The 13,958-nt window shown below is 72.8% G+C and carries 10 protein-coding genes and 1 pseudogene; 4 read left to right on the top strand and 7 right to left on the bottom strand.

The window, feature by feature from the left end:
- Window positions 1–41 precede the first annotated feature (41 nt).
- The 4 genes from CR165_RS06845 to CR165_RS06830 all read right to left on the bottom strand — a co-directional run bounded on the left by CR165_RS06845 (window position 42) and on the right by CR165_RS06830 (window position 4,566).
- On the bottom strand, window positions 42–611 hold the full coding sequence (locus CR165_RS06845) for a CarD family transcriptional regulator (RefSeq protein ID WP_245906188.1): 570 nt from the start codon (window positions 609–611) through the stop codon (window positions 42–44).
- Window positions 612–873: 262 nt separating this feature from the next.
- Window positions 874–1,206 (bottom strand): ferredoxin FdxA, encoded by a 333-nt coding sequence (gene fdxA / locus CR165_RS06840; protein ID WP_109516219.1) that lies wholly within the window; start codon window positions 1,204–1,206, stop codon window positions 874–876.
- Between the two features lie 140 nt (window positions 1,207–1,346).
- Complete coding sequence (locus CR165_RS06835; protein ID WP_109516218.1) at window positions 1,347–1,676, bottom strand: RNA-binding S4 domain-containing protein; 330 nt, start codon at window positions 1,674–1,676, stop codon at window positions 1,347–1,349.
- Between the two features lies 1 nt (window position 1,677).
- A complete protein-coding gene (locus CR165_RS06830; protein WP_245906186.1) occupies window positions 1,678–4,566 on the bottom strand; it encodes a helicase-related protein in 2,889 nt (962 codons plus the stop codon).
- A gap of 798 nt (window positions 4,567–5,364) precedes the next feature.
- Between CR165_RS06830 and CR165_RS26265 the strand changes: the two are divergent.
- Both CR165_RS26265 and CR165_RS06820 read left to right on the top strand, forming a co-directional pair.
- Window positions 5,365–6,411: pseudogene (locus CR165_RS26265) on the top strand (methyl-accepting chemotaxis protein); the annotation flags it as partial.
- Between the two features lie 51 nt (window positions 6,412–6,462).
- On the top strand, window positions 6,463–7,608 hold the full coding sequence (locus CR165_RS06820; protein WP_181378029.1) for an MFS transporter: 1,146 nt from the start codon (window positions 6,463–6,465) through the stop codon (window positions 7,606–7,608).
- A gap of 13 nt (window positions 7,609–7,621) precedes the next feature.
- On the opposite strand, the gene CR165_RS06815 is transcribed toward CR165_RS06820, so the two are convergent.
- From CR165_RS06815 to acnA, 3 genes are all read right to left on the bottom strand, one after another.
- Window positions 7,622–8,446 (bottom strand): metallophosphoesterase family protein, encoded by an 825-nt coding sequence (locus CR165_RS06815; RefSeq protein ID WP_109516215.1) that lies wholly within the window; start codon window positions 8,444–8,446, stop codon window positions 7,622–7,624.
- A 96-nt stretch (window positions 8,447–8,542) separates the two neighbouring features.
- Complete coding sequence (locus CR165_RS06810; protein ID WP_109516214.1) at window positions 8,543–9,496, bottom strand: diacylglycerol/lipid kinase family protein; 954 nt, start codon at window positions 9,494–9,496, stop codon at window positions 8,543–8,545.
- Window positions 9,497–9,904: 408 nt separating this feature from the next.
- Window positions 9,905–12,601: an aconitate hydratase AcnA gene (gene acnA / locus CR165_RS06805; protein ID WP_109516213.1), complete on the bottom strand. Its 2,697-nt coding sequence runs from the start codon at window positions 12,599–12,601 to the stop codon at window positions 9,905–9,907.
- Window positions 12,602–12,694: 93 nt separating this feature from the next.
- On the opposite strand from acnA, the gene ccmA reads away from it, so the two are divergent.
- Together ccmA and ccmB are read left to right on the top strand one after the other, a co-directional pair.
- Entirely contained in the window at window positions 12,695–13,303 is a 609-nt protein-coding gene (ccmA, locus tag CR165_RS06800; RefSeq protein WP_109516212.1) for a heme ABC exporter ATP-binding protein CcmA, read from the top strand.
- Window positions 13,300–13,950, top strand: coding sequence for a heme exporter protein CcmB (gene ccmB / locus CR165_RS06795; protein WP_109516211.1), 651 nt, complete (start codon window positions 13,300–13,302; stop codon window positions 13,948–13,950). The genes ccmA and ccmB overlap by 4 nt, the downstream gene beginning before the upstream one ends.
- Window positions 13,951–13,958 lie beyond the last annotated feature (8 nt).

Genomic DNA, 13,958 nt, shown 5'->3' with positions numbered 1-13,958 from the left:
CCCGGGCCTTCTTGCGTATCCGGCCGGCGTGGCGGGTGCCGTCAGCCCTGCTTCAGGTGCTCCAGCAGCTTGTTCATCGCCGCGTTCTTGTCGGTGCCGTCGATCGCCGCGACCTCGGCGGCCAGCCGGTCCATGGCCAGCTCGTAGATCTGCCGCTCGGAGAAGGACTGGTCCGGCTGGCCGGCATTGCGGTGCAGGTCGCGCACCACCTCGGCGATCTGCACGGGGTCGCCGCTGTTGATCTTCTGCTCGTATTCCTGGGCGCGGCGGGACCACATGGTGCGCTTGATGCGGGCGCGGCCCTTCAGCGTCTCCAGCGCCTCGCCCATCATGTTGGTGTTGGCGAGCTTGCGCAGGCCGGAGGAGGCCGCCTTGTTCAGCGGCACCCGCAGCGTCATGCGGTTCTCCTCGAAGGTGACGATGATCACCTTCAGCTCCGTGCCGGCCACGGCCATGCTCTCGATGCCCTGCACCTGGCCCACGCCGTGGGTCGGGTACACCACATGGTCGCCGGCCTTGAACTCGCTGCCCTGGTTGCCGAGCGGCTTGGGCGGCGGAACAGGGCGGGAGGACCCGCCTTCGGTGGGAGAGGGGCTCTGGGATTCCGACATGCCTGGGCGACGTCCGGGTAGGATGCGGGGGGAGGTTCGGGATTCGGCCGGGGCCGGCTCGGGTTGCGTGCTGGTGGATCTCGCGCCGGCGGGTGGCTTCATCCGCTGTCTACTCCTGCGAACCGCAAGTGCGGGGAGGGGCGGCGCCACCGGAGGGAGCCGGCCGCGCGTTCATCGCCTCACGCACCCAGAAAAGCTGGGGCCGCGCCGGGGCGCGGACAACCAGGCCCAAATCGCAGGATAGCAAAAAACGCGTGATTCGTCACGCGGCGCCGGGCTTGGGGTCGAACAGCTCTTTCTTGTCCGGCTTGCCGTTCCATTCCTCGGCATCGGCCGGCGCCTCGCCCTTGCGGGTGATGTTCGGCCATTGCTGGGCGTAGGTGCGGTTCAGCTCCGCCCATTCGGCGGCGCGGTCGTCGCTGTCGGGGAAGATGGCCTCGGCGGGGCATTCGGGCTCGCAGACGCCGCAGTCGATGCATTCATCCGGGTGGATGACCAGCATGTTCTCGCCCACGTAGAAGCAATCCACCGGACAGACTTCCACGCAGTCCATGTACTTGCAGCGAATGCAGTTCTCGGTGACGACGTAGGTCACGGGCCCCAATCCTTCTGCCGTCCGTTCCAGACAGCTCCTGCGCCAGACACCCTGGCGCGCGGCGGAGAAATGGACCGCAATGCCCGCCCGCGCAACCGCCTTTCTGCGATGGCGCGGCCCCGCGCCGGGCATGGCGGAGGTCAGGGCGCGGCGGGCGGCGGGGCGCCTGGCGGCGGCTCGGTCAGGTCCTCGTAGAGGGCGCGCGCCTCGGGGGCGGGGCCGCGCCGGCCGGCCAGGGCCAGGATGCGCCAGACCCGTACGCTGCCACGCTCCGGCCCGCCGAGGGCGAGGGTCATCACATCACCGGGGCGGAGCTTCGCGTGCGGCTTGTCCACCGGCTGGCGGTTGAGGCGGACGGCGCCGCGCGCCACGAGGCGGGAGCAATCCGCGCGGGTCTTGGCCACCCGCGCGCACCACAGCCACTTGTCGAGCCGCTGCCAGTCGCGGTCCTCGTCGCCGCCGGCCGCCAAGTCAGTCCTTGCCCAGCTTCAGCCGCGCCAGCACCGCGAAGGGGCTGTCCGGGTCCGGCCCCTTGCCCTTCTCGGGCGAGAAGGAGAAGGAGCGTGGCTCCTGCCCGCGGTCGTTGCGCGGGCCACGGCGGTCGCCGCGGTCGCCCTGCGGGCGCGGCGGCCGGTCGCCCTGGTGGCGGTCTCCCTGCGGGCGGGGGCCGCCCTTGCCCTGGAAGCGCGGTCCACCACCGGCCTGGTCGCGCGGGCCGCGCTCGCGGCGCGGCTCCCGCTCCGGCGCCGGGGGCGTGCCCTCGGGGGTGCCTTCGGCGGCGGGCGCGGCCTCGCGCGGCGGGCGGGGGCCACGTTCGCCCCCACGCTCGCCGCCCCGCTCCGGGCGGCGCTCCGCCGGGCGGCCATCGCGGCGCTCGCCGGGGCGGCCCGGGCGGAAGCGGCCGCGGTCCTCCCGGCGGGCGCTGACCATGGCGGGGGCGGGCGGGCCGAACGCATCCTCGGCCAGCGCCTCCGGCGTCAGCAGCCGGAAGCCCAGCGCCTGCAGCACGGCGGGCAGCACGTCGGCCTTCACGCCCAGGCGGCTGGCCACGTCGGCCGGCAGCATGGCGGGCGCGCGGCGGGTCAGGTGGCCGAGCTCGCCGGCCACGCGCTCGGCGACGTCGAGCCGCAGCAGCACCGGCCCGGCCTGCACCCAGCCCATGGTGGCGGCGAAGCCCTCCGGCCAGCCTTCCGGCGGCGGCACGGAGACGAGGCCGCCGCCCGGCACCACCGGCACGTCGCACTCGGCTTTCAGCGCCCAGAGCTGGGCGCGCAGCGCCATCGGCTTGGGCTTGAGCATCTCGGGCAAATAGAGCGCGAAGCGCCCGGCGCGGATGCCGATGGCCTTCAGCTTCTGCCGCAGCTCGGGGTTCACCTCCGCCTCGGTGCCACCGGGCACCAGGCCGAGATACTCGCGCAGGCGGAAGGCGGGGCCGCGCAGCGCGCCATCCTCGGCGGCCTTGGCCTCCACCACGTCGAGCGGGGCGAATTCCCGCTTGATGGCCGCCTCGATCCAGGTGGCGAGGCGGGCGCGGATACGCTCCCGCTGCGCGCCGTCCAGCAGGTCGGTGGGCAGCGGCTCGACCAGCGGCTTGTCCGGGGTGGGTCCGGGCCGCAGGCGGGCGACCTCGTCACCGTTCCAGGTGATGCGGTGGGACGGGGTCAGGGCGAAAGCGTCGTCGGACGCGGTTTCGATCTCAGTCACGCGCTTCGGCATCTCACTCTGCAGGGCACGGCGGGCGGCACGCAGGACAAGCTTGCGCTCCTCCCCATTACCCGCAGCGGCATCGGGTTCAAACACGAAACCCTTCACTTGGCCAACGGGGTGGCCTTCCACCACCACCTCACCCTGGCGGGTGACGGCGGAGAGGAGTTCGTCGGCGGACTCGTCGAGCCGGCGGATCAGGTGCGCCGCGCGGCGGTCGACGAAGCGGGCGGTCAGGCGCTCATGCAGCGCATCGCTGACAGCATCCTCGGCGGCGCGGGCGGCGTCCTGGAAACGGGCGGCGTCGCGCACCCAGTCTGCACGCGCCGCGATATAGGTCCAGACCCGAATCGCCGAGAGGCGCGTCATCAGCGTGTCGAGGTCGCCCTCGGTGGTGGCGCACTGGGCGATCTGCCCGGCCACCCAGTCGGCGGGCAGGTGCCCTTCCTTCGCCAGGTGGAGGAAGACGCGGGCGCAGAGCCGCGTGTGGCTGTCATCGGCCAGCTTGCGGAAATCCGGGATCTGGCAGGCTTCCCACAGCAGCCGCATGCGCGTCCGCCCGCGCGCCACCTGGCGGATCTCCTGGTCGCGCGAGAGGGCCTCGAGGGTGATGTGGTCGGTCGCGTCATTGCCCTTGGCGAGGCCGGGCACGGGCGGCGGGGCAGCCAGGCTGTCGAGCAGCGCGTCGATGCCGGAGAGGTCGAGATCGGCGTTGCGCCAAGCCAGCGTGCCGAGCGACTCGAAGTGATGGCCCTCGATCTTGGCCACCATCTCCTCCGGCAGGGGCGGGCAGTCGGCCGTCACGCCGAAGGTGCCGTCGCGCATGCCGCGCCCGGCGCGGCCGGCGATCTGCGCCGCCTCCTGCGCCGAGAGCGGGCGGGGGCGGTGGCCGTCGAACTTCTGCAGCGAGGCGAAGGCGACATGGTCCACATCCATGTTCAGCCCCATGCCGATGGCGTCCGTCGCCACCAGGAAGTCCACCTCGCGGTTCTGGTAGAGCGCCACCTGGGCGTTGCGGGTGCGTGGGCTGAGCCGGCCCATCACCACCGCGCAGCCGCCGCGCCGGCGGCGGATCGCCTCGGCGATGGCATAGACCTCGCTGGCCGAGAAGGCGACCACGGCGGAGCGCGGCGGCAGCCGCGTCAGCTTGGCGGGCCCCGCGTAGCGCAGCTGCGACAGCCGCGGCCGGGTCTCGATCTCGGCCTGCGGCACCAGCCGCTGCAGCAGCGGGCGGATGGTCTCGGCGCCGAGGAACATGGTCTCGACCATGCCGCGCGCATGCAGCAGCCGGTCGGTGAAGACATGGCCGCGGTCCGGGTCGGCGCAGAGCTGGATCTCGTCCACCGCGACGAACTCCACCCGCCGGTCGAGCGGCATGGCCTCCACCGTGCAGGCGAACCACTTGGCGCCGGGCGGCAGGATCTTCTCCTCGCCGGTGATGAGGGCGACACGCTCCTCCCCCTTCAGCGCCACCATGCGGTCGTAGTTCTCCCGCGCCAGCAGGCGCAGCGGAAAGCCGATGATGCCGGTCTCATGCGCCAGCAAGCGGGTGATGGCCAAGTGGGTCTTGCCGGTGTTGGTCGGACCCAGGACGGCCTTGACGCGCGCGGGAAACATGGAGGCGGTGGAGGACGAGTACGGGGAGAGAACGGGCATCTCGTGCCTAAGTGGGCCAAGCGAGGGGGCTTGGCAACCACGCTGCGCGCGGCGGGGCTTTTTAACGGAATGGCAGTACTGCCCCGCTGAGGATGCACGGGCCCTGCGGGCAGCCCGCATAGGGGGCGGCACGTCCGGAAGAGGGTGAGAGATTTCATGATCGGCTGGTTGTCGCGTTCGCTCGCCACACGCCTCTACGTCCTGCTGGGGCTGTCTGCGCTGGTGGCGCTGGTCACGGCCAGCTTCGCCATGTGGGCGCTCTCCAGCTACCGGGTGGAGGTGCAGGCCACGCAGCGGACCGGCGCGATCGCCTGGCGGGTCGAGCGGGTGAACGGGCGGGTCATGGAGGCGGTCTCGGACAGCCGCCTGCTGTACTTCGCCCAGCCCGGCAGCGATGCGGAGAAGGCGGCCGCCTCGCTGCGCCGCGCCCTGGCCGGGCTGCAGGCCGAGATGGAGGCCTGGCAGGCCCTGCTGCGGCCGGAGGAGCTTCCCGCCTTCCACGAATTGTCGCGCATCACCGGCGAGTTCGTGCGCTTCCGCACCGAGGTCGCCCGCGTCGGCGTGGAGACAGGGCCCCCCGCCGCCAACGCCATGGGCAACAACGAGGCCAACCGGGCCAACCGCCGGGCCCTGAACGAGATGCTGGACCGTGCCGCCAAGAGCGCCGAGGCGCAGAGCGAGCATGCGGCCCGGGAGGCCATCGCCTATGCCGACCGCCTCTCCGCCATGCTGCTGGCGCTGGTCTGCACGGGCCTCGCCATACTGGGCGCAACGCTGATCGTCACCATCCGCCGCAGCATCCTGCGGCCGCTCTCGGCCGCCACGGGGGGCATCGCCAACATGGCGGCGGGCGATCTGGGCCAGCCCGTCCCCGGTGCCAGCCGGCCGGACGAGATCGGCGTGCTGGCCGGCGCGGCCGAGAGCCTGCGCGAGAATCTGCGCCATGCCGAAGGGGTGGAGCAGCAGGCGCGGGAAGCGGCGGAGGCCCGGCTGCGGCGCGCCGAGGCCTATGCCACGGCCGTGAGCGACTTCCGCCAGGAGGTGGATGCCGCCATGGCCGGGCTGAGCCAGGCGGCCGGGGCGGTGGAGAGCGCCTCCGCCACGCTGCGCGGCGTGGCCGACCGCACCGCGCGGGCGGGTGGCGCGGCGGCCAGCGCCGCCGATGGCACGTCGCAGGAGGTGCGCACCGTCGCCGCCGCCGCCGAGCAGATGGCCTCCGCCGTGCAGGAGATCGCCCGCCAAACGGCCGAGGCCACCCAGGTGACCGCCGGCGCCGCCGAGGCCGCCCGCCGCAGCGACCAGACGGTGCAGGGGCTGACCGAGGCGGCGGCGCGCATCGGCGACGTGGTGAAGCTGATCGGCGACATCGCCGGGCAGACCAATCTGCTGGCGCTCAACGCCACGATCGAGGCGGCGCGGGCGGGGGAGGCAGGCAAGGGCTTCGCCGTGGTCGCCTCCGAGGTGAAGAACCTCGCCGGGCAGACCGCCCGCGCCACCGAGGAGATCAGCAGCCAGATCACCGCCATGCGGCAGGCCACGGGTGCGGCGGTGGAGGCGATCAGCGGCATCGCCGGCACTATCGCGGAGGTGGACCGCATCAGCGGCAGCATCGCTGCGGCGGTGGAGCAGCAGGGCGCCGCCACCCGCGAGATCGCCCGCGCCGCCGCCGCCGCCGCGCAGGGCACGGGCGAGGTGGCGCAGCGCAGCGGCGAGGTGCGCGGCGCCGCCGGTGAGGCGCAGCAGGAGGTCGGCCGGCTTTCCGAGGCGGCGGCGAGCCTGCAGCAGCGCAACACCACGCTGCGCAGCGCGGTGGATGGATTCCTGCTGCGCATCGGGCAGGCCTGAGGCAGAAGGGAAGGGCGGGGGCGGCCTGCCCCTTTCTTCCCGACTCCTCTGGTGCCTGCCATCTCCGCCCTCCGCTTTCCCGTCCTGCGCCATGTCCTGCTGCTGAGCGCCATCTTCGCCGCCATCGGCGTCACGCAGCCCTTCCTGCCGGCCTTCCTGGCCGCCCGGGGCCTCTCGCCCGGCGAGATCGCGCTGGCGCTGGCGCTGGGCTCGCTGGCGCGGCTGCTGGCCGGGCCGGCGGCCGGGCGCTGGGCGGACGCGCTGGGCGATGCCCGGCTGCTGCTGGGCGGGCTGGCGCTGCTGGGCCTGCTGGTGGCGGGCGGCTTCCTGGCGGCGGCGGGGTTGCTGGGCTTCATCCTGGTGCAGGTGCTGCTCGGCATCGCCATGGCGCCGCAGGTGCCCCTGGCCGACGCGCTCTGCCTCGCCGCCGCCCGCCAGGGGCTGTTCGACTACGGGCAGGTCCGCGCCGCCGGCTCGGTGGCCTTCATGGCGGCGGCGATGCTGGCTGGCTGGCTGGTGGGGGTGTGGGGCTATGGCGCCGTGCCGGTGCTGATCGGCGCCGCCATGCTGGCCACCCTGGCCGCCACCCTGCTGATGCCGCGCCCGCCGCCACGGCCCCCGCGCCAGGCGAAGGGCGGCTTCGGCGCCACGCTGCGCCTGCCCGGTTTCACGCGGCTGCTGCTGCTCTCCGGGCTGATCCAGAGCAGCCACGCCGCCTATTACGGCTTCGGCAGCATCCACTGGACGGCGGCGGGGCATTCCACCGCCACCATCGGCCTGCTCTGGGGCCTGGGCGTGGTGGGGGAGGTGGTGCTGTTCCTGCTCGGGCGGCGGCTGATGGCGCGGGTCGGGCCACGCGGCATGGCGCTGCTGGCGGCGGGGGCGGGGCTCCTGCGCTGGGGGCTGATGGCCGGCACCGTCTGGCTGCCCGCCCTGGCGCTGATGCAGGTGCTGCACGCGCTCACCTTCGGCGCCCAGCACCTGGCGGCGATGCACATGATCCTGCGGCTGGTGCCGGCCGAGCAGGCGGGCACCGCGCAGGCGCTGCACGCTGCCCTCGGCGTCGGCCTGCTGATGGGGGTGTTCACCCTGCTCTCGGGGCCGTTCTACGCCGCCTGGGGCGGCGGCGTGTTCCTGCTGATGGCGGGGCTCTGCGCCCTGGCGCTGCCGCTGGCCTGGCGCCTGCCGGCCCGCTGATGCGCGACGCCGCTCAGTCCTCGGCCAGCACCGTGGTGGGCCAGGCGGGGGCGGCGGCGCTAACCCAGGCCGCGCCATCCCAGCGGCGCGGCTCGATGCGGGCCGCATGGTCCTGGATAATGATGCGGTTGTAGGCATTCGGCTCGCCGCGCAGCCGGGTGGAGATGGCCGAGCCGGCCTGCACCACCAGCAGCTCCGGCCGCTGCGAATCCGGCGCCGCGGCGCCGCGGTGCAGCCGCACATAGCCCCGGTGCAGATGGCCTGAGAGGATCAGCCGCACGCCGGCGCGCTGCAACGCCTCCAGCGCCGGCGCCGCGCGGCGGGCCAGGGGCGTGCCCGGGGCGTCCTCGGGTGCCAGGAAGGGGTGGTGCGCCACGACGATGCGGAACAGGCCGGGCGGCAATTCGTCCAGCCGGTCCAGCAGGCGCTTCAGCCGGTGGCGCTTCACCCGGCCGCCTTCCCAGGCAAGGTGCAGCCCGCCGCGCACCACCGTGTTCAGCCCGATCACCGCCACATGGTCATTGCGCCAGAACGGCTCCGTCTCGCCGCCGACGAAGCGGCGCCAGCGGCCGAAGGGGTCCAGGAAGCGCTCCCAGGGCCAGTAGTTGGTGATGTCGTGGTTGCCGGGCACCACCAGCAGCGGCGCGCGCAGCGCCTCCATGAAGCGGCACGCCGCGCGGTACTCGCGCGAGCGGGCGCGCATCGTCAGGTCGCCGCTGATCACCACCAGGTTGGCCGGCTCGGCGTTCAGCGTCTCGATCAGCGCCTCCGCCACGCGCTCGTCCACCCGGCCGAAATGCAGGTCGGAGATGTGGTCGATGCGGTGCGGCAAGGTCATTGCGGGAATTCCTGAGGCGGGCATCGCGGAGGACGGGCCATGCGGCGGGCGGTGCGTTGCAGAACGCCTGGAGCGCGCGGAAGGATGCGCGTGCCCTCAGCCAGGCTCCGGCCCCTGCTCCTGCCCGGCCCCATGGCCGCGCGGCACCAGCACCTTCAACGCCCGGGGGTGGAGGCTGTAGTGCAGGGGGGTTTCCAGCAGCGCCGCCTCGCCATCGTTCATCACCCAGAGATGGCGCTTGCGGGCGTGCAGGACAATGGCGGTCGCCTGGCGGCTGAGCAGGCCGGACTGCCGCCGCCACCGGCCTGCGGCCATGGCCAGCAGCAGCCGCACCACCCACCACAGGCCGAAACCGCGCGCCACATGCAGGGTCAGGATGCCGCCATCCAGGCGCGGCCGGTGGAACAGCGCGCCCGGCGCCTCGCCATAGGCGTTGTTCACAACCGAGAGGGCGCGGGTCCAGACACGCAGCACGGGCGCCACTTCGGGTGGCTGCCCTGGCGTGCCCAGGCGCAGCCCGAGCCGCAGCGGCGGGTGCCGCCAGAAGGCGCGCGCCGCCCCCACCACCACCCGCCAGCGCGAGGCCAGCCGCCCATCGCCGCGGGAGCGCTCGCGGTGCTGGCCGATGCGGTTGGGCAGCCCGATGACGGACTGGCAGAGGAAGATCTCGCCATTCACCTCCGCCAGGTCGATCGGCGCCACATGGGCATCGCCCAGGGCGGCGGCGGCCTCCAGCGGCGGCATCGGCAGGCCGAGGTCGCGGGCCAGCAGGTTCATGGTGCCGAGCGGCAGCACGCCGAGCGCCACGCCGGTGCCGCGCAGCGCGGCGGCGGCGCTGCGGATGGTGCCGTCGCCGCCGCCGATGATGAGGGCCTCGGGGGCCGTCTCCAGCGCCAGGGCGATGCGGCCGGGCAGGTCCGGCGCCGCGTCGGGGGCGATGACGGTGAGGTCGAAGCCGGCGCGGCGCAGCGCTTCCGGCAGGGCCTCGGCGAGTCCGGGCTCGCCCAGCAGCGTGCCGGAGCGGGGGTTCAGCAGCAGGGTGGCGCGCATGGGCAGGGGGGTTCTCCAGCGCCCGAACGCGGCCTGAGCGGGGCGGTTGCGGGGCGACATGGCTGGCGGATGGCTTTTTGGCCAGATGGCCCGCAGTTCAGGGGCAATTCAGGAAGGCTTCACCATTGGGAACGATACTCGACAGCATCGCGCAGCAGAGGAGACATTCCCATGAACTGGACCACCCGCCAGCGGCCTCTCACCGCCCGCAACATGCTGCGGGGCCTGATGGCCCTGCCCTGGAACGCGCCACTCTTCGGGCCGCTGCGCATGCAGCGGCCGGAGAACTGAAGCCGCCCGCCCCCTGAACGCGGAAAGGGCGCGCCCCCGCCCGGGGACGCGCCCTTTTCCTGCCTGCCGCCCGGAGGGACGGGGCTTGCGCCACCGCCCCCGCCGCCCGGCGCGGCCTCAGGCGGCCTTGGCCATGTTGCGCAGCACGTAGTGCAGGATGCCGCCATTCTTGTAGTACTCGACCTCATCGGCCGTATCGACGCGGCACTGTACCTGGGTGGTGGTGGTGGTGCCGTCCGGGCGATGGATGACGAGGTCCAGCACCATGCGGGGCTTCAGCTCCTCAAGGCCCAGGATGTCGATGGTCTCCTCGCCGGTCAGGCCCAGCGTCTCGCGGTTCTCGCCCGGCTTGAACACCAGCGGCAGCACGCCCATGCCGACCAGGTTCGAGCGGTGGATGCGCTCGAAGCTCTCGGTGATGACGGCCTTCACGCCCAGCAGGAAGGTGCCCTTGGCCGCCCAGTCGCGCGACGAGCCGGTGCCGTATTCCTTGCCGCCGAAGATAACGAGCGGCGTGCCCTCGGCCTTGTAGCGCATGGCCGCGTCGTAGATCGGCATCACCTCGCCCGAGGGCTGGTGCTTCGTGATGCCGCCCTCGATGCCGGGCACCATCTCGTTCTTGATGCGGATGTTGGCGAAGGTGCCGCGCATCATCACTTCATGGTTGCCGCGGCGGGCGCCGTAGCTGTTGAAGTCCGCCTGCCGCACCTGGTGCTCGCCCAGATACTCGCCGGCGGGGGAGGTCTTCTTGATGTTGCCGGCCGGGCTGATGTGGTCGGTGGTGATCGAGTCGCCCAGCTTGGCCAGCACGCGGGCGCCCTGCACCGAGGCGATCGGCTTCGGCTCGGCGTCCATGCCCTCGAAATAGGGCGGGTTCTGCACGTAGGTGGAGCCGCCGTTCCACTTGTAGGTGTCCGACCCGGCATCGACGCGGATCGCCTGCCACTGCTCCGGGCCCTTGAAGACGTCGGAATAGCGGGACTGGAACATCTCGCGGGTGACGACGGCGGAGACCGTGTCGTTCACCTCCTTCTGCGTCGGCCAGATGTCCTTCAGATAGACCGGCTGGCCGTCCTTGCCGGTGCCGATCGGCTGCGTCGTCACGTCCAGCGTGATGGAGCCGGCGAGCGCGTAGAGGACGACGAGCGGCGGCGAGGCCAGGTAGTTGGCGCGCACGTTCTGGTGCACGCGGCCCTCGAAGTTGCGGTTGCCCGACAGCACCGAGACGGCGACCAGCTTGTTGTCCTCGATCGCGTCCACGATCGGGTCCGGCAGCGGGCCGGAATTGCCGATGCAGGTGGTGCAGCCATAGCCCACCGTCTGGAAGCCCAGCGCGTCGAGGTGCTCGCTCAGCTCGGCCTTGTTCAGGTAGTCCGTCACCACCTGGGAGCCGGGGGCGAGCGAGGTCTTGACCCAGGGCTTGGGCTTCAGGCCCAGCGCGTTGGCCTTCTTGGCCACCAGCCCCGCCGCCACCAGAACGTAGGGGTTCGAGGTGTTGGTGCAGGAGGTGATGGCGGCGATCACCACGTCGCCATGGCCGAGGTCGTAGTTGGCGCCGGCCACCGGCACGCGCAAATCGGCCTTGTCGCCGGGCACGCCGAGGTTGCCGGAGGCCAGCTCCTTGGCGAAGGCGGGGGCGGCGTTGTCGAGCGAGACGCGGTCCTGCGGGCGCTTCGGGCCGGCCATGGACGGCACCACCGTCGCCATGTCCAGCTCCAGCGTGTCGGTGAACACCGGCTCCGGCATGCTGGAATCGGCGAACATGCCCTGCGCCTTGTAGTACTCGCGCACCAGGTTGATGCGGTGCTCGTCGCGCCCCGAAAGGCGCAGGTAGTCCAGCGTCACCTCGTCGACCGGGAAGATGCCGCAGGTGGCGCCGTATTCGGGGGCCATGTTGCCGATGGTGGCGCGGTCGGCCAGCGCCATGTCGGCCAGGCCCGGGCCGTAGAACTCGACGAACTTGCCGACGACGCCCTTCTTGCGGAGCATCTGCGTCACCGTCAGCACCAGGTCGGTGGCGGTCACGCCCTCGCGCAGCTTGCCGTGCAGCTTGAAGCCGATGACGTCGGGGATCAGCATGGCGATCGGCTGGCCCAGCATGGCCGCCTCCGCCTCGATGCCGCCGACGCCCCAGCCCAGCACGCCGAGGCCGTTCACCATGGTGGTGTGGCTGTCGGTGCCGTAGCAGCTGTCGGGGTAGGCGAAGGTGTCGTCGCCGTCGGTGGCGGTCCAGACGCCCTGCGCCAGGTATTCCAGGTTCACCTGGTGGCAGATGCCGGTGCCGGGGGGGACGACGCGGAAGTTGTTGAACGCCTCCTGGCCCCAGCGCAGGAACTCGTAGCGCTCGCCATTGCGCTCGAACTCGATGTCGACGTTCTTCTGCAGCGAGGAGGCGCTGCCGGAGACGTCCACCATCACCGAGTGGTCGATGACCAGATCGACGGGAACCAGGGGGTTCACGCGCTTCGGGTCGCCGCCGAGCTTGGTGATGCCGTCGCGCATTGCGGCGAGGTCGACCACGGCGGGCACGCCGGTGAAGTCCTGCATCAGGATGCGGGCGGGGCGGAAGGGCACTTCCTTCTCGCTGCGGCCTTCCTTCACCCACTCGGCCACCGCCTCGGCGTCCTTCACCGAGTAGCTGCGGCCATCCTCGAAGCGGAGGATGTTCTCCAGCAGGACCTTCAGGCTGAAGGGCAGGCGGCTGACATCGCCGATGCTCTTCGCCGCCTCGGGCAGGCTGAAGTAGTGGTAAACCTTGCCGTCCACCGTCAGGGAGCGACGCGCCTTCAGGCTATCCTGCCCGATCATCCGCATGGTCCGGGGTCCCCTCAATATTTGCTGCGAACGCTGCCGCTTATTACACGGGGAGCGGCCACGGTCCATCGGCGGGCGGGGGTGTGAGGTGCCGTGCTGGAAGCGAATGCGTTGGCGGTGGAGCGGGGCGGGCGGGTGGTGTTCGCCGGCCTGTCCTTCAACCTGGAGGCGGGGCAGGCCCTGGTGCTGACCGGCGCCAACGGCGCGGGCAAGTCCACCCTGCTGCGCGCCCTGGCCGGGCTGGTGCCGCTGGCCGAGGGCAGCCTGCGCTGGAGCGGCGCCGCGGCCCTGGCCGAGGGCCCCGAGTCGCGGCTGCGCTACCTGGCCCATGCCGAGGCGCTGAAGCCCGGCCTCTCGGTGGTCGAGAACCTGCGCTTCTGGGCGCGCTGCTGGGGCGGCGCGGTGGAGCCGGCGCTGGAGGCGGTGGATCTCGCGCCGCTGGCCGGGCTGCCGGCGCGGCTGCTCTCGGCCGGGCAGCGGCGGCGGCTGGCGCTGGCCCGCCTCGCCCTGGCGCCCGTGCCGCTCTGGCTGCTGGACGAGCCGACGGTGGGGCTGGATGCCGCCGCCATCGCCCGCTTCGGCGCGCTGCTGGCGCGGCACCGCGCGGCGGGCGGCGCCGTTGTGGCCGCCACCCATGTGCCGCTGCCGCTGGACGGCGCCGGGGAACTGCGCCTGGAACAGCAGCCCTGGGGGCTGGAATGACCGCGCTGCTGCGGCGGGAATTGCTGCTCGCCTTCCGCCACCCGGCCGACACGCTGGCGGCCATGCTGTTCTTCCTGCTGGTGACGGCGCTGTTCCCCTTTGGCGTGGGGCCGGCGCCGGAGGCGCTGGCGCGGCTCGCCCCCGGCGCGCTGCTGGCCGCCGCCCTGCTCGCCGCCCTGCTGCCGCTGGACCGGCTGTTCGGCGCCGAGGCGGAGGACGGCTCGCTCGACCAGCTCCTGCTCAGCGGCCTCTCGGGCTTCGAGATCGCGCTGGCCAAGGCGCTGGCCCACTGGCTGACCACCGGCGCGCCGCTGCTGCTGGCCACCCCCATCGCCGCCGCCATGCTGAACCTGCCCGAGGCAGCCTGGGGCGTGGCGGTGCTGGTGCTGGGGCTGGCGACGCTGTTCCTCTCGCTGCTCGGCACGGCGGGGGCGGCGCTGACGCTGGGCGCCCGGCGCGGCGGCGTGCTGCTGCCGCTGCTGGTGCTGCCGCTGGCCATCCCGGCCATGATCTTCGGCGCGGCGGGGATCGAGGCGGCGGCGGGCGGGGTGGCGGTACGGCCCTTCCTGCTGCTGCTGGGCGCGCTCACCGCCGCCGCCCTGCCGCTGGCCCCGCTCGCCGCCGGCGCCGCGCTGCGCGCCGAGTGAGGGGCGCC

The sequence above is a fragment of the Teichococcus aestuarii genome (assembly GCF_003116135.1).
In the GTDB taxonomy this organism is placed as follows: Bacteria; Pseudomonadota; Alphaproteobacteria; order Acetobacterales; family Acetobacteraceae; genus Pseudoroseomonas; species Pseudoroseomonas aestuarii.
The sequence above is the reverse complement of the archived record's forward strand: the minus strand, read 5'-3'. Positions and strand labels throughout refer to the sequence as shown.

What these genes read in the sequence shown, in the direction of transcription:
- CR165_RS06845 (WP_245906188.1), bottom strand. Translation starts at nt 611, where the DNA reads ATGTCGGAATCCCAGAGCCCCTCTCCCACCGAAGGCGGGTCCTCCCGC.
- CR165_RS06830 (WP_245906186.1), bottom strand. Translation starts at nt 4,566, where the DNA reads ATGCCCGTTCTCTCCCCGTACTCGTCCTCCACCGCCTCCATGTTTCCC.
- CR165_RS06815 (WP_109516215.1), bottom strand. Translation starts at nt 8,446, where the DNA reads ATGACCTTGCCGCACCGCATCGACCACATCTCCGACCTGCATTTCGGC.
- CR165_RS06810 (WP_109516214.1), bottom strand. Translation starts at nt 9,496, where the DNA reads ATGCGCGCCACCCTGCTGCTGAACCCCCGCTCCGGCACGCTGCTGGGC.
- acnA (WP_109516213.1), bottom strand. Translation starts at nt 12,601, where the DNA reads ATGCGGATGATCGGGCAGGATAGCCTGAAGGCGCGTCGCTCCCTGACG.
- ccmB (WP_109516211.1), top strand. Translation starts at nt 13,300, where the DNA reads ATGACCGCGCTGCTGCGGCGGGAATTGCTGCTCGCCTTCCGCCACCCG.